This is a genomic window from Allobosea sp. GW821-FHT03A12, assembly GCF_058986765.1.
Genome location: NZ_JBYSVZ010000008.1, coordinates 32,628 through 55,674 on the forward strand (window position 1 = coordinate 32,628; position 23,047 = coordinate 55,674).

The 23,047-nt window shown below is 66.4% G+C and carries 21 protein-coding genes and 1 tRNA gene; 15 read left to right on the plus strand and 7 right to left on the minus strand.

The window, feature by feature from the left end; translation table 11 throughout:
• The first annotated feature begins 17 nt into the window (after positions 1-17).
• The 4 genes from AC3WLC_RS28105 to AC3WLC_RS28120 all read left to right on the plus strand — a co-directional run bounded on the left by AC3WLC_RS28105 (position 18) and on the right by AC3WLC_RS28120 (position 3,593).
• Complete coding sequence (locus AC3WLC_RS28105) at positions 18-761, plus strand: ABC transporter permease (protein ID WP_493687316.1); 744 nt, start codon at positions 18-20, stop codon at positions 759-761.
• A gap of 43 nt (positions 762-804) precedes the next feature.
• Complete coding sequence (locus AC3WLC_RS28110; protein WP_493687194.1) at positions 805-1,764, plus strand: ABC transporter substrate-binding protein; 960 nt, start codon at positions 805-807, stop codon at positions 1,762-1,764.
• 175 nt (positions 1,765-1,939) lie between these two features.
• Entirely contained in the window at positions 1,940-3,163 is a 1,224-nt protein-coding gene (locus tag AC3WLC_RS28115) for an MFS transporter (RefSeq protein ID WP_493687195.1), read from the plus strand.
• 103 nt (positions 3,164-3,266) lie between these two features.
• Complete coding sequence (locus tag AC3WLC_RS28120) at positions 3,267-3,593, plus strand: NIPSNAP family protein (RefSeq protein WP_493687196.1); 327 nt, start codon at positions 3,267-3,269, stop codon at positions 3,591-3,593.
• Positions 3,594-3,727: 134 nt separating this feature from the next.
• Here the strand turns inward: AC3WLC_RS28120 and AC3WLC_RS28125 are convergent, their stop codons facing one another.
• Positions 3,728-4,738 (minus strand): DUF1254 domain-containing protein, encoded by a 1,011-nt coding sequence (locus AC3WLC_RS28125; RefSeq protein WP_493687317.1) that lies wholly within the window; start codon positions 4,736-4,738, stop codon positions 3,728-3,730.
• A gap of 282 nt (positions 4,739-5,020) precedes the next feature.
• On the opposite strand from AC3WLC_RS28125, the gene AC3WLC_RS28130 reads away from it, so the two are divergent.
• Positions 5,021-6,751, plus strand: a complete 1,731-nt coding sequence (locus AC3WLC_RS28130) for a S1C family serine protease (protein WP_493687197.1) — start codon at positions 5,021-5,023, stop codon at positions 6,749-6,751.
• Between the two features lie 6 nt (positions 6,752-6,757).
• Here AC3WLC_RS28130 and AC3WLC_RS28135 read toward each other — a convergent pair.
• The 3 genes from AC3WLC_RS28135 to AC3WLC_RS28145 form a co-directional block, all read right to left on the minus strand.
• Positions 6,758-6,844 (minus strand) — tRNA-Leu (locus AC3WLC_RS28135).
• Between the two features lie 60 nt (positions 6,845-6,904).
• Positions 6,905-7,555, minus strand: coding sequence for a DUF1190 domain-containing protein (locus tag AC3WLC_RS28140; protein ID WP_493687198.1), 651 nt, complete (start codon positions 7,553-7,555; stop codon positions 6,905-6,907).
• A 29-nt stretch (positions 7,556-7,584) separates the two neighbouring features.
• Positions 7,585-9,165: an AMP-binding protein gene (locus AC3WLC_RS28145; RefSeq protein WP_493687199.1), complete on the minus strand. Its 1,581-nt coding sequence runs from the start codon at positions 9,163-9,165 to the stop codon at positions 7,585-7,587.
• A 133-nt stretch (positions 9,166-9,298) separates the two neighbouring features.
• Here AC3WLC_RS28145 and AC3WLC_RS28150 point away from each other — a divergent pair, with 133 nt between their 5' ends.
• The 4 genes from AC3WLC_RS28150 to AC3WLC_RS28165 all read left to right on the plus strand — a co-directional run bounded on the left by AC3WLC_RS28150 (position 9,299) and on the right by AC3WLC_RS28165 (position 12,904).
• A complete protein-coding gene (locus AC3WLC_RS28150; protein ID WP_493687200.1) occupies positions 9,299-11,242 on the plus strand; it encodes an SGNH/GDSL hydrolase family protein in 1,944 nt (647 codons plus the stop codon).
• 228 nt (positions 11,243-11,470) lie between these two features.
• Complete coding sequence (locus AC3WLC_RS28155; RefSeq protein ID WP_493687201.1) at positions 11,471-11,983, plus strand: hypothetical protein; 513 nt, start codon at positions 11,471-11,473, stop codon at positions 11,981-11,983.
• A 150-nt stretch (positions 11,984-12,133) separates the two neighbouring features.
• The gene (locus AC3WLC_RS28160; protein WP_493687202.1) at positions 12,134-12,493 is read left to right on the plus strand and encodes a hypothetical protein; all 360 of its coding nucleotides are present in this window, start codon (positions 12,134-12,136) and stop codon (positions 12,491-12,493) included.
• Positions 12,494-12,613: 120 nt separating this feature from the next.
• On the plus strand, positions 12,614-12,904 hold the full coding sequence (locus AC3WLC_RS28165; RefSeq protein ID WP_493687203.1) for a hypothetical protein: 291 nt from the start codon (positions 12,614-12,616) through the stop codon (positions 12,902-12,904).
• Between the two features lie 60 nt (positions 12,905-12,964).
• Here the strand turns inward: AC3WLC_RS28165 and AC3WLC_RS28170 are convergent, their stop codons facing one another.
• Positions 12,965-15,640 carry a phosphoenolpyruvate carboxylase gene (locus AC3WLC_RS28170; protein WP_493687318.1) on the minus strand — a complete coding sequence of 892 codons (2,676 nt, stop codon included), beginning with the start codon at positions 15,638-15,640 and terminating at the stop codon, positions 12,965-12,967.
• A gap of 377 nt (positions 15,641-16,017) precedes the next feature.
• On the opposite strand from AC3WLC_RS28170, the gene AC3WLC_RS28175 reads away from it, so the two are divergent.
• From AC3WLC_RS28175 to AC3WLC_RS28185, 3 genes are all read left to right on the plus strand, one after another.
• Positions 16,018-16,275 (plus strand): hypothetical protein, encoded by a 258-nt coding sequence (locus AC3WLC_RS28175; protein ID WP_493687204.1) that lies wholly within the window; start codon positions 16,018-16,020, stop codon positions 16,273-16,275.
• 420 nt (positions 16,276-16,695) lie between these two features.
• The gene (locus AC3WLC_RS28180; protein WP_493687205.1) at positions 16,696-16,905 is read left to right on the plus strand and encodes a DUF4167 domain-containing protein; all 210 of its coding nucleotides are present in this window, start codon (positions 16,696-16,698) and stop codon (positions 16,903-16,905) included.
• A gap of 675 nt (positions 16,906-17,580) precedes the next feature.
• Positions 17,581-18,342, plus strand: a complete 762-nt coding sequence (locus tag AC3WLC_RS28185) for an AAA family ATPase (protein WP_493687206.1) — start codon at positions 17,581-17,583, stop codon at positions 18,340-18,342.
• A 65-nt stretch (positions 18,343-18,407) separates the two neighbouring features.
• Here the strand turns inward: AC3WLC_RS28185 and AC3WLC_RS28190 are convergent, their stop codons facing one another.
• Positions 18,408-19,640, minus strand: coding sequence for an HWE histidine kinase domain-containing protein (locus tag AC3WLC_RS28190; protein WP_493687207.1), 1,233 nt, complete (start codon positions 19,638-19,640; stop codon positions 18,408-18,410).
• A gap of 235 nt (positions 19,641-19,875) precedes the next feature.
• Here AC3WLC_RS28190 and AC3WLC_RS28195 point away from each other — a divergent pair, with 235 nt between their 5' ends.
• The 3 genes from AC3WLC_RS28195 to AC3WLC_RS28205 all read left to right on the plus strand — a co-directional run bounded on the left by AC3WLC_RS28195 (position 19,876) and on the right by AC3WLC_RS28205 (position 22,528).
• Complete coding sequence (locus tag AC3WLC_RS28195) at positions 19,876-20,124, plus strand: DUF6894 family protein (RefSeq protein ID WP_493687208.1); 249 nt, start codon at positions 19,876-19,878, stop codon at positions 20,122-20,124.
• 143 nt (positions 20,125-20,267) lie between these two features.
• On the plus strand, positions 20,268-21,338 hold the full coding sequence (locus AC3WLC_RS28200) for a serine hydrolase domain-containing protein (protein ID WP_493687209.1): 1,071 nt from the start codon (positions 20,268-20,270) through the stop codon (positions 21,336-21,338).
• 281 nt (positions 21,339-21,619) lie between these two features.
• Positions 21,620-22,528, plus strand: a complete 909-nt coding sequence (locus AC3WLC_RS28205; protein ID WP_493687210.1) for a DMT family transporter — start codon at positions 21,620-21,622, stop codon at positions 22,526-22,528.
• A 9-nt stretch (positions 22,529-22,537) separates the two neighbouring features.
• Here AC3WLC_RS28205 and gpt read toward each other — a convergent pair whose 3' ends face one another.
• Positions 22,538-23,047, minus strand: coding sequence for a xanthine phosphoribosyltransferase (gpt, locus tag AC3WLC_RS28210; protein WP_346358177.1), 510 nt, complete (start codon positions 23,045-23,047; stop codon positions 22,538-22,540).

A 23,047-nucleotide genomic window follows, 5' to 3' on the forward strand; every position in this document is an offset into this window, starting at 1 on the left:
CCGGCACGAAGCCGGTGATGGCCGCGCTCGCCCCGGCGCTTCGCACGATTCTCGTCCTGCTCCTGGCCTGGCAAGGCGCGATCTTTCTGTTCCATCCGCCGCGCTACATCCTGCCCTCGCCGCTCGACGTCGCCCTGGCCTTCCAGCGCCAGCCCGGCTTCCTCTTCAGCCATAGCCTGACCACCATCGCCGAGATGGCGCTCGGCTTCGTGCTGGGCTCAGCGTTTGGCGCACTGACGGCACTCGCCATCGTGGCGCTGCCGCGGCTCGGGCGCCTGCTCTGGCCGGTGCTGCTGGTCCTGCAATCCTTCCCGGTCTTCGTCATCGCGCCGCTGCTGGTGGTCTGGTTCGGCTTCGGCATGGGTTCGAAGGTGATCATGGCGACGATCATCATCTTCTTCCCGGTCGCCTCCGCCTTCACCGACGGCCTGCGCCGGACCGATCCGGAGCTGATCGACGCGACCGCGCTGACCACGGCGACGCATTGGCAGACCCTGCGCTATGTCCGCCTGCCGCTGGCCATGCCCGCTTTGCTCACCGGCCTGCGGGTAGCTGCCCCGCTGGCACCGCTCGGCGCGGTGATCGGCGAATGGGTCGGTGCCTCCGCGGGCCTCGGCTTCGTCATGGTCCAGGCCAATGCCCGCATGCAGACCGACACGGTCTTCGCCGCGATGACCGTGCTCGCCGTGCTCAGCCTCGTCCTGCGCCATCTCGTCGATGCGCTCGGCCCGCGCCTGCTTCCCTGGGCGAGCGAGCCGTGACGCCATTTTGTTTCAAATCGATCACGCAGAAGGATTTCGACTGATGCCCCTCCGCGCCCTCTCCAGACGCGCCCTCCTCGCCACCGGCCTCGCTTTGGCTGCCGGCCTCGCCAGCCCGGCCCGCGCCGCCGACAAGCTGACCGTGATGCTCGAATGGTTCGTCAACCCGGACCATGCGCCGCTGGTCGTCGCGCAGCAGCTCGGCCTGTTCAAGGAAGCCGGGCTCGAGGTCACCATGGTGCCGCCCTCCGACCCCTCGGCGGTGCCGCGCCTCGTCGCCGCCGGCCAGGCCGATATCGGCATCCACTACCAGCCCAATCTCTATCTCGACCACGCCGCCGGCATCCCGATCGTCCGCGTCGGCACGCTGGTCGAGACCCCGCTCAACAGCGTCATCGTCAAGGCCGACGGGCCGATCAAGTCGCTCGCCGATCTCAAGGGCAAGACGGTCGGCTATGCCGTCTCCGGTACCGAGACCACGCTGCTTGGCCAGATGCTGGCCAAGGCCGGCCTCAAGCTCGACGACGTCAAGCTGGTCAACGTCAATTTCGCGCTTTCCGCCGCGCTGATCGGCGGCAAGGTCGACGCCACCATCGGCGGCTACCGCAATTTCGAGCTGACGCAGCTCAAGCTCGAAGGCCATCCCGGCACGGCCTTCTATCCCGAGGAGCACGGCGTTCCCGCCTATGACGAATTGATCCTGATCACCCGCCGCGACGGGCTCAACGACAGCCGCCTGCCGCGCTTCCTCGACGCGATCGAGAAGGCAGCGCTTTACCTCACCAACCACCCGCAGGAAGCCTGGAAGCTCTTCATCGCCGCCCATCCCGATCTCGACGACGCGCTTAATCGCCAGGCCTGGACCGACACGCTGCCGCGCTTCGCCAAGCGCCCGCGCGCCCTTGACCAGGGCCGCTATGAGCGCTTCGGCGCCTTCCTCGTCGAGCGCGGCCTGATCCAGAAGGCGCCGGCGCTCGCCGAGATCGCCAGCGAGGTGAAGTAGCCGGTGGATAGGCGGCAGCAGCTTCGCCAGCCGCCGCCCATCCCGCGTCCACATCAGGGCCGCCCTGTGCTGTAGGCTCTGGGTTCGTCGCCGATCGCGATGCTATGAGCCGACTTTGCAGCTATCCAGCGGGCCCTCGCCCGCCCTCCGGGCTGCCTCCGGTGACATCAGCCGCATGAACGTCAGCCAGCCGATCGCCCAAACCCACCGCGCCGACCTGCCGGTGCTGTTCGTGCTCAGCGCGACGCATCTGCTCAACGACATGATCCAGTCGCTGATCCCGGCGATCTACCCGATCATCAAGACGGCCTACGCGCTCGATTTCGGCCAGATCGGCCTGATCACGCTGACCTTCCAGATCACCGCCTCGCTGCTGCAGCCGATCGTCGGCCACTACACCGACAAGAACCCGATGCCCTATTCGATGGTCGTCGGCATGGGCTGCACGCTGACCGGGCTGATCGGCCTCGCCTATGCCGGCAGCTATGCGCTGCTGCTGATCTCGGCGGCCTGCGTCGGGCTGGGCTCCTCGATCTTCCATCCCGAGGCGACCCGCATGGCCCGCAACGCCTCGGGCGGCCAGCAGGGGCTGGCGCAGGGCATCTTCCAGGTCGGCGGCCAGAGCGGCGGCGCGCTCGGCCCCTTGCTCGCCGCCTTCATCATCGTGCCGCGCGGCCAGACCAGCGTCGCCTGGTTCTCGGCCGCGGCCCTGCTCGCCATGATCCTGATGGTCTGGACGGCGCGCCGCTATGCCGAGCTGAGCAAGGCAGCCGCTGCCGCCGCTGCAGCGAAGCCCGCCAAGGCCGCGGCAACCGCCCCAGTGGCGCCTGCGCATACCAAGGGCCAGATCGCCTTCGCGATCACCATCCTGGTGATCCTGCTGTTCTCGAAGAACGCCTATTCGTCGAGCTTCAGCTCCTATTACACCTTCTATCTGATCGGGAAGTTCGGCGTCTCGGTGCAGGCTTCGCAGCTGATGCTGTTCCTCTTCCTCGCAGCCGCCGCCGTCGGGGCGCTCGCCGGCGGCATCATCGGCGACAAGATCGGCCGCAACCGCATCCTCTGGTTCTCGATCCTCGGCGCCCTGCCCTTCTCGCTGATGCTGCCCTTCGCCGATCTGTTCTGGACCGGCGTGCTGACGGTGGTGATCAACCTGATCATGGCGAGTTCCTTCGCCGCGATCCTGATCTACGCGATGGAACTGATGCCGGGCCGGATCGGCCTGATCGGCGGGCTGTTCTACGGCCTCTCCTTCGGCCTCGGCGGCCTTGCGGCGGCGATCCTCGGCGAAGTCGCCGACTGGATCGGCATCGAGGCGGTCTACCGCATCTGCGCCTTCCTGCCGGCGATCGGCCTGCTCGCCTGGTTCCTGCCGAAGGTCGAGCACCGGCGGGCTTAGGGCCGGCCGGCGCCAGCGGACCGAGGCCCGGCCACGCGATCGGGGCAGACCATCCTTGCGGCCAATCGCTCGCCGCAAGACCAATAACAGGACGTGATTTTCGATGATCTACGAAATGCGCGTGTATCGCTGCCTGCCTGGCCGGCTTCCGGCTTTGCTCGACCGCTTTGACAAGACCACGCTGAAACTGTGGGACAAGCACGGCATCCGGCAAGCCGGATTCTTCACCACGCTGATCGGGGAGTCCAATCAGGACCTGACCTATTTCCTGGCCTGGGAATCGCTCGCCGAGCGCGAGACGAAATGGACGGCGTTTGCGACCGATCCGGAGTGGGCCGAGGCGCGCATCAAGAGTGAAGCGGACGGCCAGATCGTTGCCAACATCGTCAGCCAGATTCTGGCGCCGACGGCCTTCTCCGCGGTCAAGTAAGCCCGGACAGACGCTTGCCTATGCCAGAACAAGAGCGGCAAGGGCGATGTCGCCCTTGCTGTCGGTTGAGTTGAAGCCCTTACGGTTACGCAGTCGCGGCAACGGTCCGGGGTCCGTCGCGGTGCTGGTGCCGTCTACGATGCAGCCTGCGCCTGCGGGATCTTCCACGTGCCGTTCAGGACCTCGGCGCGAGGGCGGTAGAGCCGGAATGTGTAGTTCCAGCCCTGCGTGATCGGCAGGCAATTCGCGATCTTGCCGTCGCAGCCGCCGAACTGGATATCGATCGCGCCATCGGCGCTCTTGGTGCCGGTGATGCTGTTGACCGAGTAGGCGTCGTAGTCGTTCTTCCGGAAGAAGCCCTTGTCGTCATAGACGCTGATCGACCAGAACGCGTCGACGGGGACCTCCTTGAGCTTGAGCTTGTAGACCGTCTTGCCGTCGTTCCTGGCCGGGGTCACCGAGGGGTAGGACGCGTCCTTGTCGGGGTTGCCGCCCCAGCCGGCCGCCGTGCCGAGCAGGTGCATGACCGGATCGACCTTTCCCTTCGGACCAAACGCGTTGGTGAAGCTGCCTGATGATGCGGCGGAGAGCGCTTCGAGCGCATCACGGATTTTCTTCTGCTGAGCTAGGTCCCAGTTCGGCGCCTCGAATTTGCCGACCGACTTCTGCTCCACCTTCACCGCATCCTGCAGGGCGTGAACCTGCGCGAGGTCCTTGGCGTCATTGGGATCGACAAGGATACGGACCGCGACGAACGCATAGCGGGTGCCGACCTTGTCCCTGCTGAGCGTCGTGCGGCCCGGCTTGTAGACCACCATCGGCGTGTAATGGTCCTCGCTGATGACCTGCATCGAGACGAAGCGCTTGCCGGCATCGGGAAGGGTGATGGTCACCGGGCCGGCGTCGAGGTCGAAGAGCGCCTGGGAATAGAGCGTATCCCGGTTCATCCGGACCACGGGCTGGTTGTCGATCGGCGTCGGCGCCCTGGTGTGGACGAACGTCCCGAGACCGCCTGCGTCGACCGTCTTGCGCATGTAGAAATCGCTCTCGGCTCGCTTGAAATTGCCGACATTGACCGGAACCGACTGCGCGATCGCCACGCATGGCGCGAGCACCAGGAAACTCAGGCCGTAGACCAGCGTCATTCGCATCGAACCGTACCTCATTGGCGTCGTTGATCCATGTCTTTAGGGGCGAGGCCGGACGGGTCAGCGCCCGCATATCGGCCAATCATCGGCTTGGGCTCGAGAGATGCCTGTGATCCGCCGGGCCCGGGATGTGGTCGCGGGCATTTCGTGCAGGAGCGGCCCGCCCGTCTTGCCATTTCGCGCCAATCGCGCACGGCCATGCGCTGTCATCGACCGCTGCGAATTCCGCGGAGTTCGGCCTGCCGCGGATCGAGCGGTTGGGGTGCAAGTAGGTTTCGGGTGAGCTTCGGCCTGCCCACCCGAGGGCCCACTGACTGGATCGGTATCGAGGCAGTTTACTGCCCTTGCGCCTTTCTGCCGGCGACCCGATTGCTGGCGTCGGGTCTGCTGAAGGTGAAGCATCGGCGGGGGCAGTGCCCTCGCGAAATCGGAGCGAAGGTCAAAGAGCCGCTCAGTATTACTCCCAAAAGCAAGGAGCGTCTTGTCGGCCTGCCAGCCAGCGCTTACGGTTCCGCCTCAGTTGTGCGTTGGGGGGAAGCTATGCGTTTGCGAGCAGCCGCTTTCGGGCTGTTTTTAGTGCTGACTCCAATGGCCGGGGGCGCGCAGTCACCTGACCCTTATTTTCAAGCCGCTCAGCAAGCCTTTCAAGAGCTGAAGCCTGAAACTCGCTTGTGGTTCCAGCTTTTCTTAACAAGTGCTGGGCATTGGCCTGCCGTGCCCAATATGGGTTATTCGCGGCGCCTTTTCGAGGCGACCAAACAGTATCAGCGGTCGCGTGGAGAGGAGCCAACCGGCGTTCTGACAAGCGGCCAAATTAGCCTCATGCTTCAGTCAGCGGCGTCGGTTCTGGCCGGATGGCAGCTACGCTGGGTGCCGCATCCGACGCGTGGAAGGCAACTCTGGGTGCCCAAGGGACTGGATCTCGCAGTAACCAGAACTGATCTCGGCGTCGAGATGCGAGAGCCACGCAACAGGTTTCGACTGAAGTTCAACTTCATCTCGGGGACCGACGTGAAGGCCGCGTATGAGGCGACCCTTCGGGAGATGCTCGGAAGCGGCGATAACATCAATTTCAAGGTGCTCAAGCCGGGTTTCTTCGTGATCACAGGCAACCAGGGTCGTTACAGCCGTTATGTTCGCTATCACACGGACGGCGACGGTATCTTAGGCTTCGACATGGGGTGGGCGGATGACGACGCGCCTGTCTACGGGAACCGACTGGTGACGGTCATCTCGGGGTCGCTGTGGGCGGCGATGACCGGAGCACCATTTCCCACCACGACGCGGGCCAGCTACCCTTGGGAGTCTAGGGAGCCTGAGGTCGCAAGCGCCCCGCGCTCTGTGCCGTCTCAGCCGGTCTCGACTCCAGCTCCGGAGCCTCCAAAAAAGACTTCCTCTTCTGGCTCTGGCTTCTTCGTTTCAAAAGCCGGGCATGTAATGACGAATGCGCATGTCGTCAGCGAATGCTCGACCATTACCGCCCGCCCTGACGGGGCTGTAGCTGTGCCCGCTCAGGTCCTGGCGCGGGACCCGACTAACGATCTTGCTGTTCTGAAAATCGCCGGTTCGCCAGACAAGACTCTGCCTATTCGGGCAAGCGTTCGTCTTGGCGAGAGTATTGCCGCCTTCGGTTTTCCACATAGCGACATACTGGCGACCACAGGCAACTTCACACTCGGAAACGTAACTGCATTGGCAGGCTTGAGAGACGACAGTCGGTACCTTCAAGTATCTGCCCCGGTCCAGCCGGGCAATTCTGGCGGGCCCCTCCTCGACGGCGCTGGTAATGTCGTAGGCGTGGTGTCGGCCAAGCTCGACGCGATCAAAATGGCTTCAGAGCGAGGAGACCTTCCGCAGAACGTCAACTTCGCGGTCAAAGCGTCGCTCGCTGGCAGCTTCTTGGATGCTAACCAGATCGCCTACGAGACCGGGGTACCGGGGGATAAACTCGATCCGGCCGATCTTGCTGAGCGGGCCAAGAAAGCAAGTGTATTTATCACTTGCCGATAAGGAGCATGGTGCGGACGGCGGGGATCGAACCCGCATACCGTTTCCGGTGAGGCATTTTAAGTGCCTTGCGTCTACCAGTTTCGCCACGTCCGCGCGGCGAGACTGGTTAGCGTTGCAAGCGCCCGGCGACAAGCGCCGGTTGCGCACTTGCCCTCAGCGCCGATGCGCCGGCTTGTACCATTCGACCCCGTCGGGATCGACATAGAGCCCGGGCGCAACGTCCGACCCGATCTTCTTCTCCTGCATCGGCACACGCACCGTGTCGTCGCGGTCGCCGCGGCGGATATAGGGGCCGCTCGCCTGCTGGTGCTGGCCGCGTCCGCCGCCATCGCCGCCGCCCATCACCGCACGGCGGGCCGCGACCTTGTCGTCGAGCGCCGCGACCTGGCGGGCCGCGAAGGCGACCTTGGCCGTGCCCTCGATGATCGGCAGCGCCTTGCCCGCAGCGCCCTCGCCCGTCACGCGGATGCCGACGAAACGCGGCACGTAGGTCTGCCCGCCGCCGGCGCGCGCCAGCGCGTCCCAGCCGCCGGTGGTCGAGATCTGCGCGCCGCAGCGCTTATGGGCGCGCTCGCAGGCGGCGCGCGAAGCGTAGCGCGGCGCCTTCTGCTCGAATTCGGCACGGGCGTTGCGATAGGCGTGCTCGCATTGCTCGGCCGAAAGCTTGCCGGCGTCGATGCATTCGTCGCGGCGAACATAGGTCTGGCCGGCCGCCTGGGCGACGACATCGGCGGGCGTCAGGGCGATCCCGGCCACGGCAAAGGCCGCCGCGCGGGCGAAGACAAGGGGAAGGAGCGTGATCATGCGGCTTCCCTGAGCATGCGATTGTGGCGTCACAGCAGCGGCCTCATCGTGATGGCGAGCTCGCGCGTGCCACCATAATCGATTTTGCCGTTGCCGAGGACGGGAATCGCTCGGGTGACCAGGATCGCCTTGGGCAGCCATAATTCCGGGAAGCCCTGGCGCTTGGCCTCGTCCTGCAGCGCTTTCTTCTCGGCATCGGGCTTTTCGGTGACGAGGACGAGCTGCTCGCCCTTGCGAACGTCGGGCAGCGCCACGACCACGTGATTGTGACCGGGCCAGAGCCCCGCGACCATCGATTCGACCGCCGCCAGCGAGACCATCTCGCCGCCGAGCTTGGCGAAGCGCTTGGCCCGCCCCTTGATCGCGACGAAGCCGTCATCGATCGAAACGATGTCGCCTGTGTCGTGCCAGCCGCCCTCGGGCGGCACGATCGCGCCGGGATTGTCGGCGTTGAGATAGCCGAGCATCACGTTCGACCCTTTCACGCAGAGCCGCCCGCCCTCGGTGATGCCCTCGACCGGCTCGAGCCTGGCGGTGATGCCGGGCAGGAGCCGGCCGACCGTGCCCTCGCGCATCGCCACCGGCGTGTTGCAGGCCAGCACGGGCGAGCACTCCGTGCAGCCATAGCCTTCGAGGATGGTGGTGCCGTAGGGCTCCCAGAGCTTGCGGGTCTCCGGCTTCACCCGCTCGGCCCCGGCGACGACATAGCGCACGCTCTTGAGGTCGCCCTCGTCCGCCGCGCGGGCATAGCCTTGAAGGAAGGTGTCGGTGGCGAACAGGAAGGTCGACCCGGTCTCGCCGATCAGCTTGGGCACCTGCTTGTAGTGCAACGGGCTCGGATAGAGCACGACCTTCATGCCATGGGTCAGCGGCATCAAAAGCGCCGCCGTCAGCCCGAAGGAATGGAAGGCCGGCAGCGGGTTCATGACGACGTCGCGCTCGCTCAGGAAGCCGGCAGCGAGCTGGAAGATCTGGTTGGCGTTGGAGACGAGGTTGGCATGGCTCAGCACCACGCCCTTGGGCTTGCCCTCGGTGCCGGAGGTGAAGAGCACCACGGCGGGATCGTCGGGCCTGGCGGCATGGCGGCGAAGCACCAGCCCGGGCACGTACGAAGCCAGCGCGCCGAGCGCCTTGTCGAGGCTGGTCAGGTCCTTTCGGACGTCTTCGAGATAGATCACCTGCCGCCCCGGCGCGAGCGCCTCGACGATGTCGTCGAGCTTGGCCTGGTCGATGAAGCGTCGCGAGGTGACGATGGTCGAGATCGGCCCGATCTCGCAGGCGGCGGTGAGGTTCTTCAGGCCGGCGGTAAAGTTGAGCAGCGCCGGCACGCGGCCATAGGCCGAGAGCCCGAACAGCGTCACCGCCATGCCCTGCACGTTCGGCAGCATCAGCCCGACCTTTTCGCCGGGCTTTGTCAGCGCCGAAAGCTTGCGGCCGAGCACCAGCGCGCCCAGCACCAGGCTGCCATAGCTCAGCGGCTTGCGTTCCGGATCCTCCAGCGCGACTCGGCTCTTGCCGTGCTTGCCGGCGGCAGCCAGCAGCGCCTGGAACAGTGTGATCCTGGCGCCTTCGACGTCGAAGGGCTGTGCCGGCAGTTCGGTTGCGGCCATTCGGCTCGTGCTCCCCTTGTCGTTCCTCTCGCCCGCAACCTAAGGCCAACGGGCGGCGATACAATGCACCGGCGGCAACTTCCCCGGCGTTACCCAACCCGCTAGGGTTGCGCCGCCACTGGAGGCCGCCGCCATGCCTCGACTGCGCCTGCTCCTGTCATTGCTTCTGATCGTTACGGTTCAATTCGCGGCTGGCGGCGCGCTCGCCCAGCCGCGTATCGAGTGGGAAATCGCCAACCGCTTCCGCCTGTTCCGCGACGAGGCGCAGTTCCGCAAGCTGGCCGAGATCTATGCCACCCTGCCCGCGGCCGACCGGCGCGAGCGCCCGGCCTTCGCCTTCGAGGAGGCGATGCAGCGTACCGCGGCCGCCCGCACGCTCGGGCCGGCTTTCGGCGATTCCGTCAGCGTCGCGCGCTGGGGCTGGACCTCGGCGGTCACGCGCCGGACCTGCTTCGAGAACGGCAATCGCGGCCACTGGCAATGCCTGCTCGACACCGGCGACCAGTTCATGGAGCCGCGCGTCGCCGATGTGCTCGTGCGGATCGCCGAGTTGCCGCCGGCGCTCGCCGGCAAGACCTGCCGCTGGACGGCCGGCGAGCTTGCCGTAGTCGCTCCTTGCTCCAAGGAGGCCAGGCTTGCGCGCCGCGCCTTCGGCGAGCCGTTCGACATCGCGGTCAGCGTCGATGGCGCGCCCATTGCCGAGGCCAAGGCGGTGAAGCTGCGCCACATCGCCATTGCCGGCTTCGGCGATTCCTTCTCCTCGGGCGAAGGCAATCCCGACCGGCCAGCCGAATTCGTCGACGACGGCATCAACACCTATCGCAATTCCTCGCCCCTGCCCGAAGGCCACGGCTTCCGCAATTATCCGCGGCGGCGCGGCGCGACCGACAGCTCGCTGGGCGGAGCGGCCGCGGCGATCTGGCTCAACGCGCAATGCCACCGCTCGCTCTATTCGCAGCATGTCCGCGCCGCGCTCGTCCTGGCCCTGGCCCATCGCGACGTCGCGGTGACGCTGACGCCCTATAGCTGCACCGGAGCCGAAGTCAGCGCCGGGCTCCTCGGCTATTACGCGGCCCGCGACGATGTCGGCGATGCCGTCTACGACGCCTCGCCGCAACTGATGCGCTATTGGCGCGACTATTGCCGCAGCTTCGCCGGCTACAACCGCTTCGACGACGAGGGCTCAGGCTTCGACTGGCGGCGCGATCTCCCGCGCTGCAGCCAGCCGCGCGCCCTGAAGCCGGATGCGGTGCTACTCAGCATCGGCGGCAACGATATCGGCTTCTCCAGCGTCATCGCCGAGGAAGTGGTCGGCCGCGGCCGTTTCGGCCTGCGCATCGGCCTGCTCTACAAGCTCTGGCTCAGCCAGATCGACACAAAGACCTTCGCCGAAGCGCGCCGGGCCGTCGACGAGGTGATCCCGGAACGTATCCGAGAGCTCTCCGCAGCCTTCGAGAAGCATCTCGACGTCCCGGCCTCGGCCATCGTCCAGACCGCCTATCCGCAAATCACGCGCGGCGAGAGCGGGCCATGCGGCATCAGCACCACCGGCATGGACGTGCACCGCATCCTGTCGATCAGCAAGGCGAGCACGGGCAGCGAGGCAGCGTCGTTCGTGCCCCATCTCAACCGGGGCATCGCCGCAGCGATCGCCGCCCTTCCCGAAGCGCGGCGCTGGCGCTTCGTCGATGCCCATGTCGAGCGCTTCGCCGGCCACGCCCTGTGCTCGGCGGGCGCACCGGCCGAGGCGCCGGACAACGCGGTCTCCGGCACCATGCGCTTTCCGACCTGGAATTTCACACAACGCCGCTGGGAGCCGTTCGCACCGAGCGCCTGGCGCGCCTATCGTCCGCGGCAGCGCTGGTTCGTCACGCCCAACGATTCCTTCCTGACCGGCCACTACATGCGCGTCGGAAGGTTCGAAGGCTCCGACACCACCGACCCGCTGAGCCCAGAGCAGCCGCTCTTCGCCGCGACGCTCGGCGGCTCCTTTCATCCCAACGCCAGCGGCCACGCCGCGATCGCCGATGCGACCATTCCGGTCCTGCGCGAGGTGCTCGGCCTTCCACAGCCTTGATCGCTTTGCCGGCGCATGGCCGCGATGCGCCGGGCGCGGCCGAAATGCTGCAATGCAACAAAAACCGGAGCGAAAGCCGGCCGCAACTCAACAATCCCGAAACGAAGCCGACGCAATCGCCGAAATGTGACGAAGAAGCGATTCATCACGTCGCGCGGCCGTCATTGAGATCGGGCAGTCTAGTCGCTATCTCCGGTTGCGGAGCTGGGGATTGCGGCCGTGCCGACCATGTCGAAACAGATCATAGCCGCCGCGCTGGCAGCGACCTTCGTCGCCAGCGCCGCGCCGGCGAATGCCGCGGGTTTCTGGGAGACGCTGTTCGGCGTCCCGCAGCGGCCCGCCGTGGCGCCCGTGCCGGACAGCAACCCGCTGCACATGACCGTGCGGCCCAAGCACAAGAAGGCCGCGACGACGATAGACGGCAAGGACGGGCCGAAGCCAAAGCTCGTCAAGCCGATGGAATATGCCAACGATCCGTTCTGGTACCTCAAGGACGAGACGCTGAAGAAGGGCGACATCATCGTCCTGAAGGATCGCGTCGTGGTCTTCGACGGCGGCGGCCGCGACTATGCCAATTTCGCCAGCTTCCAGACCAGCAAGCTGCTCTCGGCCAAGGCCAAGGGCCAGCTCAAATATCTGGTCTCGACACCGCGGGACAATCACACGGTGTGGGAGCCGGTCCAGGCGATCACGGATCGCAACACCAGCGCCTCGGCCGAGCTCTCCGAGCGCTCGCGCTGAGCCTCCGGGCAAGGCCGGCGCCATCGCATTCCCGTCGCATTGATACCTTCGAACGGTCAGACCTCAGACAGAGGCTGACCGGATTTCGCAACTAGCGTCGGTCCGCATCGGGCGTTTGCCCCTCCCTCCAGCGATGGAAAGGAGCCAATGATGCGACATCTCGCCGGAGCCGCCTGCTTGTCCCTCGCGCTGCTGGCCGGCGCTGTGGCAGCGCAGGCCCAGTCTCCTTCCATGCCCAGCCCCGACGCTCCCGGCCTGCAGGATCCCGCCGCGATCCGCAACGCCACCGTGATCGAACGGCGCTCGCTGCCGCCGCAACTGCGCGTGCAGGTCGACAGCGCCGTCGCCCAGGCCAGCCCCGACGACCTGCAGCAGCTCAGGGATACGGTCGCGACCATTCCCGCCGCCACCAGGGCCTTGCAGGCCAGGGGCATGAACGCCGCCGCGGTGATCGCGGTCGCCGTCGACGAGGATGGCGACCTGACCCTGATCGCCGAAGAGAACATCTGAGACCCAGACGACTTGGGGCCCAGACGACTTGGAGAGTGCGGCTGCAAGGCCAAGCGCCTTCATGGGGCAGTTCGGCGCTCCTGCCCGATCCCGCGCAGCGCCATCTCGAAAGGACGGATCATGAAGCTGACCGAAGCACGCATCGACAGCGCCCTGAGCCAGCTCGAGGCTCAGGCTATCCCCGAGAACCACCCTGCCACGGTCCAGCTCGGCGAGCTGTTCGGTGACCATACCTTCTTTCTGGACTCAGGCGGCCTGACCATTCTCGAGCCGGTCAAGACGGATGGAGCTGCCGAGGCCATGGGCCGCGTGGTCAAGCTCGCGCGCTGGGGCGACGAGACCCGCAGGAACCTCGCGCCGCACGAGCCGGAATACACCGACGTCGTGGTCGCCCTAGACAAGGCGGCGTGAGGCCGTCCGGCATCTCCTCCGTCATGCTCGTCGTTGCGGCGAGCATGACGGAGTTCGAATTCAGCCGAACGCCCCGATCTCATGCTGGATCGCACCCGAGATCTCGCGCAGCAGCGAAAAGCACTCCCGCATCGGTTCGACCACGTCGCGATGGAAGGCGGCATAGGCGCCGCCCTCGCGTGGCCCCGGTGGCTCACCGAAATCGAGACCGAGCGCCGGGTCGGGGTTGAGCGGGAAGATCTCGCCGAGCAGAGCGAGCGCGCCGGTCATGTCGAGGCGCAGGATGCGCTCCAGCAGCAGCTCGCGCGTCACCCCGGCATGCGGCCGGAAATCCGGGATATGCGTCGCCAGGAGCCAGATCCGGTGCAGCAGCGCCAGGCGCAGCGTGTGCAGCGCAACCAGCCGGACCGGCATCGCCGGCGGCTCGCCGGCCGCCTCCTTCAGCTTCAGCCGGTCGGAGGCGAAGCGCCAGAACAACCGACGCAGCGCCGGGGCGAGATCGAGCTGCGCCAGCGCCTCGGCGACCGCGAGCAGTTCGTCGCGCCGCCCCTCCTTCTCGGTGCGCCGGGCCCGGTCGAACCAGGAGCCGGCATCGAGCGTATCGAGATAGGCGCGCAGCACGTCGAGATCGCTGTTCGCCATCGCATGGGCCGCGAGGCGGTAGGCCCGGCCGAAGCGCTCGGAGCTCTCGCGCATGCTCGAAAACAGCTCCGGCGCCCGCGCCGCCGCCTGGCCGATGCCGTGCACGCTGTTCGCCAGCCAGCCGAGCTGCTGCAGGATCGCGTTGTTGGGAATGGCGCGCAACTCGCGCGGATGGCGGATCACCGCCGGCCCGCCGGCATCGCTCTGCCGCGCCGCCGGGCGCGAACCGGTCTTATCGAGCAAGGACGGACCGAAGGTGCCGATCAGCGCCGCATAGCCGGGATCGTCGACGAGATGGGTCATCTCCTCGCGCACCGTCTGGAAGAACTCGGTGGCGAAGTCCGGCTCGGCATAGATCGGATCGTCCGCTCCCGCAGTCGCATCGGCAAAGACCGCCTCTCCAATGCGCGCCACCGTCGCCCCGGCAAGCCCCTTGGTGCCGAACAGCAGGTAGCCGTCGCTGCCCTGGAAGCTCGTCTCGCGCGTGACCTTGACGCCGGCCTTGGCGAAGGCACGCCGCGGCCATTCCGGATCGAGATAGGCGAGCCGGTCGTTGAGGCTGTCGGGATGGGCGCCGCGCCCGGCCGACTCGCCATGGGTGTCGAAGATCACCAGCTCGATCTCGGTGAGGCCGTAGCGCTGCAGCAATTCGAGGATGCGGCTGCGCAGCCGCTCGACCCAGAAGGTCGCCGCGACCTGGCCGATATAGCGGCCGGAATCGGAATAGCCGAACTGGACGCAGAGCCGGCCATGGCGCTTGAGATAGTCGCGCCAATGCGGGCTGCGCAGCGCCTCGTCGATGATGCGCGGCCCTTGTTCCAGCGCATCCGACGTCTCGAACAGCGGCGAGATCTCGACGAGATCGGCGATGCCGAAGCGCTTGGCAAGATAGAGGGCGCTGAGCAGTGTATAGCCGGTCTCGGTCTCGGCGATCAGGAAGCGCACCGGCCGCGAGCCGTCGACATGCTTCACGATCTGCGCGACCATCATCATCATCCGCGCCGCCGAGGCGCGCTCGACCGCGAGCGCCCCGAAATCGACCGGTGTCGGCTTCACCTTGGCCAGCGCCTGGTTGACTGCAGCGAGGAAGGCGCGCCGCTGGGCCGGTTGGGCCGGTTCCTCGTCGAGCGAGATCACGCCGCGCATCGCGTTGTGGAGCTGCGAGGCGTTCAGCCGGAAATGCGGCAGCGCGATCGAGACGCCATGGGCGATCACACCGGCCCGCGCCAGCACCAGCGCTTCCGCCGTCGCCTCATCCTCGGCCAGCACGATCGCCTTGTCGAGCGCCGCCACCAGCTTGGAGGACTCCGGCAGCGCCGCCTCGCGCTCGCCGACCAGCGCCAGCGAGAAGGCCTGCAGCGCCGCGATCTCCGGCTTGTTGTTCAAGGGCGGGCAGAGCGCGAGCTGCCGCTCGACGGCGGCATGTGCGGCCTCGACTAGCGCCGTCACCTCAGCGGTCGCCGGCGCCCTTGGCAGCTTCTCCAGCAGCCGGAAGAACTGGCCGCGCTTCGATTCCAGCCGGTAGCGCAGCGTGTCCCACCAGCCGATATCGGTGCGCCCATCGGTGTCGCAGCCGACCCAGGAGGCGAGCAGCAAGGCGCGCGGCCTGAGCTCGCGCCAGCGCTGCGGCCAGCGCGCCCGCGCCTCGGCCAGGAAGGCCGCGTTCAGCCGGTCGATCGCGTCGCGGGCATTGCGGACCGCAAAGCGCGCCTGCTCGAACTCGTCCTGCAGGGTGATCGCCGCATCCGGACGGAAGGAGAGGTCGGCCGCCATCAGCGCCGCCGCCTCGCCCTCGTTCGAGGCGAGCTCGGCCAAAGCATGCGCCACCGTCCGGCTCATGCCGAAGGTCGGATGCGCGGTGAAGACGGCGGCGAAGCGCACCCGCGCCAGCGCCGCGCCATAGGCCTCGAAAGGCTGCGCCGAAGCGCTCGCCTCCTCGGCGACGCGCCGCGCCAGCGCCGCATAGGCTGCGGCCTCGTCACGCTCCAGCCCGACATAGGACGCGACGCGCGCCGCCCTGTCCGCGAGCGCGGCGCGGCCGAGCTGGCGGATCAGCGCGGCGGTGTCGGCAAGCGTCACCTCGCCGCGATCCATCCTGCGGGTGAGCCAGAGCGTGGCGCGCAGCACCGGATTGCCGAACGGGTCCTCGCGCGCATCCGAGCGCGCCTGCACGATCGCCGCCGACAATTCGCCGGCCAGCGCCGATGGCGACAATTCCTCCGCACCCGCCACGCCGCTCTCCGCTTTTTCAATCGTTTGATGAGGCGAGCCGCAGGTGAGCAGGATTTCGATTTTGCTGCAACCGCGAAATGAATTGCGGCCCCGCAGCAAGAAGGCGTTGCGCTCGTTGCACGACGCGCGTCCTCGCCATGCCAGCGCAGCGTCGGAGCGGATGCCTGCGCCGCGACCGATATCCGGCCCTTACAATCACAGGTTTCCATGGCCATATCGGGATGGACCCGGAGGAAGCCATGGATACGACCGTGCGGCGTAATCTCTCCGGCAACTGGGGTGTCTCCGACCTGCTCGAACGCTCGATCTGCTCGATCATTCGCGACCCGCACGGCAGTTGCTGGATCATCCTCTCGCAGGATCAGGTTGCGCGCCTGACTGACATCCGGAAAGGACCGTTCCTGTCGGTCGAGGCGGCCATGACGGCGATCGAGAAGAACCTCAACGGCCCCTGCCGCCATCATGCGGCAACTCTTCCGACGAACTATTTCCCGTAAGCTGCCCACAGTCACCAAATAGAAAAGCTCATCTGAACAACTTGTTTTAGCCACATTGCCTCTGTACAAGCAGCATGCAGGCGAAGACTGACCGGCTGGCTCCTCTGATTGGAAGCGGCCTCACGCCTCCATCCTACCGTCAAAAACTGATTGCTGCCCTCGGCAGCACCATCGTCGCACGCAATGTGCCCGGCGATGCCATCACAAGACCGCACGGTCCCGGCCGGGCGGCAAACGGATATAAATGCAAGAATCAATCGAACTGAAATCACCCGAGACCGGCTGTGTCGCCACTGCGACCGCCACGACGCTTCCGCCGAAATCCGCCCCCGATTGGAAGCCGCAACCATGCGGCCTCAGCCGCCAGGAACTGCGGCGCATCGTCAGGAAGATGCTGGGATAAGGAGGCTGGAAATGCCCATGCGCCAACCCGGATCCATCGCCTTCGACAATCGCGTCTCCCCGACCAACGCCGCGCCGGCGCGGCGAGCCTCATCCGCGCAGGCCAATTACGAGCGTTATCTCGCTCTGGCCAAAGCCAAGGCCCTCGCCGGCGACCGGATCGAAGCCGAGCGCTATTATCAATACGCCGAGCACTATCTGCGCCTGATCAAAGGCACGGCCGCCTGAGGCGCCGGAGGCCCCTCTCCTTTCAGGAAGGCTTCCCCACGCCTTTTCCGTCATGGTCGGGCTTGTCCCGACCATCCACGTCTTTACTCCGCTGGCCGAAGTTCAAGACGTGGATGCTCGCCACAAGGGCGAGCATGACGGTCGAGCAAACGGGGACAAGTCCCCAATCGATCCCCGCCCCCGAAACCTGGCTTATGCTTCTCCCCGTCCCGCCCGAACCGAGGGGGCTTCGCGAGGCATCATGAGGCCGGGCGGGAGAGCGGTGTCCGTGGCGAATGGACTGTTGCGGGTCCAAAGTAGCTGCGGAGGGTGATCGTCGTTCGGGACATGCGGTCCCGGTCCCGCCGGACATAAACAGATGACGAGAGCTCACAAGAGAACCGCGCGCGGGGTTCGGGCAGCGGCCAGTGGCGCTGCTTCGACATCATCGACATCGACATTCGGCACGCAGTCGTCGACTGCGACGCCGCCCGACCCCGCGCCCTCCCTCGGATGGCGATTCCCTCGAAACCTCGCGGCGGAAGCCGGCGAGGCATTCGTGCATGGACGATCGTCGTAGCCTTCGTCATTCAAGCGCGGGTCATCCGGACGGAGCGCAGCGGAGATTCGGGATAACCCGCGCTTTGATTGCAGCATCGCACGCCCTAACCTGCTCCACCTCACCCCCGAGCCCCCATGAGACGAAGCAGCCCGACCCGCCTGCCCGCGCCCTATCTCAGGCGCATCTGGCTCGACCGCGAGGCGGTGCCGGACCCTGAGGCCTATCCCTGGTGCCTGCCCTTCCTGCGCGAGGCGTTCGAACTCTCCTTCGACAGATCGATCACCATCATCGTCGGCGAGAACGGCACCGGGAAATCGACGCTGCTCGAAGGCATCGCCGTGCTCGCCGGCTATGACGAGGCCGGCGGCGGCAAGGGCTATCGCCCGGTTGATCATGCCCAGGCGGTCGAAGCCATGGGCGGCGCCCTCGCCCGCTCGCTCAAGGCGAGTTGGCTGCCAAAAGTCACCGATGGCTGGTTCTTCCGGGCCGAGAGCTTCTTCTCGGTAGCGCGCTATCTCGATGGCGCGGCCCGCGCGGCCGGCTACGCCCCGCCCGATTTCCTCTCCCATTCGCATGGCGAGGGCTTCCTGCGCTTCTTCGAGGAGCGCTGCCAGCGCCGCGGCATCTTCATCTTCGACGAGCCGGAATCGGCGCTGTCGCCGGCCCGCCAGATCGAGTTCCTCAAGCTGCTGCGCCGCATGGACCGGCTCGGCCAGTGCCAGGTGATCATGGCGACCCACGCCCCGATCCTGATGGCTTATCCCGGCGCCCGCCTGCTGGGCCTGACCAAATACGGGCTCGATCCGGTGACGATCGAGCAGACCCAGCATTTCCGGCTCATCCGGGAATTCTGCATGGACCCGGCGACGTTTGTGGAGACGATGATGGAGGAGTGAGGGCCCCGCAATGCGCTGCACTTCGCGTGCCGACAGGCGAAGATCGGAAACGTCGAGGCGGCCGTCTAGGTCGAAATGGCCGACAGCGGCAGCCTGATCGAAACGACGACGCCTTCACGTTGCCAGTCGTGCAAAAACGTCCCGCCGAACTGACGGACGATCGTTCCGTCCAGCAGACGGCTGCCGAACCCGATGCGATCCGGCGCGGCTTCGACCGCTGCACCGCCACGTTCTTCCCAGCGAACCGACAATTGGTCGTCCTCGGTGCTCCAGGAGATTGCGACGGTTCCTTCGTCAGCGGCGAGCGCACCATATTTGATCGCATTTGTGGCCAGTTCGTTGACGACCAGCGCTAGGCCGCTGATCGATTCCGGCTTGATCGACAAAGGGGAGCCCGCCAGGCCAAAGCGAAGTGCGTTCTCGGATTGATGGGGTTCGATCACCGACCGGATGATCTGTTCAAGCTCCAGGGCGGAGGCTGTCGCCTCGCCGGCCAGCACCAGATGGTGCGCCTCGGCGAGTGCTTGAATCCGGCCGGACAGGCTCTTGGAAAAATCGTCCTTGTCTTTCGCACTCTTCGCGCCGAACCGGATCATCATATTGACGAGCGCGAACAGATTCTTCACCCGATGGCTCATCTCGCCCGCCAGCATCGTCTGCCGCTGTTCGCTCTCCCGCAGAGCCTGTTCGCGGGCGCGGAGCGCTTCCTCGGCGATCGTCCGCTCGAGGAGATCGGCCGCCTGTCGGGCCAGAATATCGAGAAGGCGCAAGTCCCGGGCGGAGGGCTGGTGCGGCCTGTTCCAATGCGTCGAAATCATCCCGAGCAGGTTGCCGGTGCGGGACAGCAGCGGCGTGGTCTGCGCTGAACGGATTCCGGCCGCACGGAAAGCGATGAGATCCGGCGTGCCGGCGATGTCGTCCCATTCCTCGAAATCGGGAATGATCGATCGCTTGCCGAGCTTGAGCGCCAATGTGCAGCTGCTGTGGGCGGAGGGCCTGACCCATTGCCAGAACGCGACAGCCTCCGGCGGCAAGCCGCGATGGCACAGCAGCTGCAATTCCCCGCCATGGCCGGAGGGATCGCCCTTCGGGCATAGCAGCTGCATCGTCCCGAACTGCGAGCCGGTGATCGAGACGGCGGCATCGACGATCTTGCCGCAAAGCTCGACACGGTCCTGCTCGCCGATCAGCTCGACGCTGATCCTGTGCAGAAGATCGATGTCGGCAAGTTCGGCTTCGCGCGCATCGGTCGAAACAGAGTTGGGATTGACCGATCGGGCTTGAAGCAGGCTTGCCATAATCCCTCCTGAGGACTGGAGGTTTCAAACGGAAACCACTGAGCTCCAGACTACCGATCGCGAGCCGGATTGCGAATCCATTGCTCGATATCGGGTTTCCGCAGAAGGGGCCATGTCAAAAGCTAATGCACTCCTCCAAGTGCCGACCGGAACTTCGGAACGCGTACAATGTTGGGCTTGGATGCCGCCCGCGGTGCTTTGCGACCGGTGACCTCCAGAGGCACGAGGCGCAACCATGCCAATCTTCAAGATCACCACGCTCGATACCCGGGAATCGTTCGACACGCTGATCGCCGTCACCAGCCAGACCGCCGCTGCCGACGAAGCCCAGCAAGCCTTGGTCGACATGATGTGGGACGCGCCGTCGGATAGTCCGTATCTCAAATTCGAAGCAGTGATCAGTGACGAAACGGGAGCGCAAATATATCGTGCCTCGCTCGATTTTAGGTCGACTTGGCTGAATCCAAACAAATTGAAGCAGTAACAGGGTGTTTCCGGGGGCAGCAGTCCGCCCTTTCGGCGATGGGACCCATTCCGATCGCGCCATACAGTTTGCGCGAGCGGGCAAAGACGCCTTCCAGCAGCAATGCTAGACCAGTGTTGTCCTCCCCTGCCCGAGTCCCCGCCTTGCCAAACTCCCTCTCCCCCACCCGTCTCCAGGCCGCCGTCGACTTCGCGCAGGCGCATGATTCCCCCTGGCCGCGCAGCATGTTCTATCCGGACGGCGCCTATGTCGGGAATCGCGAATGGGACGAGAAGGGTCCCTGGACCGAGATCGTCGGGCCGGTCGAGCCGCGCGGCGGGCCGGCCGGCGTCGTGCTCCAGGGCGGCAAGGTCGTCGCCGAATGGGGCGATGTCGAGCGTGCCGACATGACCTTCTCGATCGCCAAGAGCTATCTCTCGGCGCTGGCGGGCCTCGCCGTCGCCGATGGGCTGATCGCCGATATCGACGAGCCGGTGGGCCGGAGCGTCGACGGCCCGCATTTCGCCAGCCCGCACAATGCGAAGATCACCTGGCGCCATCTGCTCAACATGAACAGCGAATGGCAGGGGGAGATTTTTGGAAAATCCGACCAGGTCGACCACTTCAGGCAGATCGGCATCGGCGCCGACAACAGCCGCAAAGGCCAGCGCCGCGAGCTGCGCGAGCCCGGCAGCCTCTACGAATACAACGACGTCCGGGTCAACGCGCTCGGCTACGCGCTGCTGCGCCGTTTCCGCAAGCCGCTGCCGCAGGTGCTGCGCGAGCGCATCATGAACCCGATCGGCGCCTCGCAGGGCTGGCGCTGGGAGGGCTACGAGACCTCATGGCTCGAGATCGACGGGCAGCGCATGCAGTCGGTCCCCGGCGGCGGCCATTGGGGCGGCGGCCTCTTCATCAGCGCCCGCGACCATGCCCGCTTCGGCCAGTTGATCGCGCAGAACGGCGTCTGGGCGGGGCGCGAGCTGATCCCGTCCGCCTGGCTGGCGCAGTCGGTCGTGCCCTCGCCGACCCTGCCGAATTACGGCTTCCTCTGGTGGCTGAACCGCGGCGCCGCGGCCAATCCCAAGCTGCCGGCGAGCGCCTTCAGCGCCCAGGGCGCCGGCAACAACCTGATCTGGATCGACCCCGAGCACGAGCTCGTCGCGGTGCTGCGCTGGATCGACAAGGCCGCGATCGACGGCTTCCTGGAGCGGCTGGTGGCGGCGGTGGGGTGAGAGGATCTCGACGCAGAACCCCTCTCCTGGAAGGAGAGGGGCAGGGGTGAGGTGTTCGGGCTGAAAACGTTGGCCTGGACCCAACCGCGCCGTGAGCGCTCGCGGAACTGGTCGAACGGCCTACACCTCACCCTACCCTCTCCTTACAGGAGAGGGTTCCCCGCGCCCTTCATCCCGTTCCTCGCCCATGCGTCCGACGTAGAGCCTCCTGCCGCGGCCACCCTTGCCGGCACCTCCCCTTGCCCCCATAAGCCGCCCTGCCCCCGCAAGGCCCAGAGCCAGTGTCCCCAGCCGCGCCCGCCTCCCCTCGCCTCGCCATCGGCTTTGCCTGCGGCATCCTCGCCTCGCTGATCTGGGGCGTGCAGGCGGTGGTCTCGCGGCAATCGGTGGCGGACGGGCTCTCGGCCGGCGACGTCACCATATTGCGTTTCCTCGCTGCCTCGCTGGTGCTGCTGCCCTTCGCGCTGAAGCGGCTGAAGCCCTTCCCGGTCGGCAAGCTCGGCTGGAAGCGGGCACTGATCCTGACCGCATTGGTCGGCCCGCTCTACAGCCTGCTCCTGGTCGGCGGCGCCCATTTCGCGCCGGCCCTGCACTCCTCGGTGATCACGCCCGGGCTGATCCCGGTCGCGACCGCGCTGCTCGCGGTCCTCGTGCTCGGCGACCGCATCAGCCCGCTCAGGGTGATCGGGCTGGCGATCATCGTCGCCGGGATCGCGGTCTTCTCCTTCGAGGCGATGGCGAACACCCCGACGCGGGAAGGCGCCTGGATCGGCGACCTGCTCTTCGTGCTGATCGCCCTGCTCTGGTCGACATTCGGCCTGCTCGCCCGGCGCTGGGGCGCGGACGCGGTCGAGGTCACCATGGCGACCTGCCTGCTCTCGCTGCCGCTCCTGCCGCTGCTCGCGCTGGTCCAGCCGATCCACCTGCTGCAGGTGCCGCTGGCGGCGGTCGCGCTGCAGGCCTTCTATCAGGGCGTGATGGTCGGCGCCGGCGCGCTCTTCCTCTACACCCAGGCCGTCGCCATTCTCGGCGCCGGCCGGGCGGCGCTGTTCCTCCCGCTGGTGCCGGTGATCACGGCGCTGGCGGGCGCGATCCTGCTCGGCGAGCAGGCTTCGACGCTGGAGATCGCCGGCATGGCGCTCTCCGTCACCGGCATGCTGGTGGCCCTGAAAGCGCCGAGCAACGCCTGAGCCTGACGCTCAGCCCTTATGGTCCTTGGCGATCGGCTCGACATAGGACAGGCCCATGTCCCAGGGGAAATAGATCCAGGTGTCCTGGCTGACCTCGGTGACGAAGGTGTCGACCACCGGCACACCGGCCGGCTTGGCGTAGACCGTGGCGAAATGGGCGTTCGGCAGCATCTCGCGCACGACGCGGGCGGTCTTGCCGGTGTCGGTCAGGTCGTCGACGACGAGCACGCCCTTGCCCTTGCCATCGCCGATAGCGCGGATCGAAGGAGCGATCTCCTTCATCACCCGAAGCTCGGACTGGTTCTTGTAGTCGTGATAGCTCGCGACGCAGACCGTCTCGATCATGCGCAGCCCGAGCTCGCGGCAGATGATCGCCGCCGGCACCAGGCCGCCGCGGGTGATGCAGACCATCGCCTCGAACGGACCGGCATCGGAAAGACGCCAGGCGAGCGCCCGGGCGTCGCGGTGGAACTGGTCCCAGGAAACGGGGAAGGCCTTGTTGGCGGAAGCGTCGGCCAT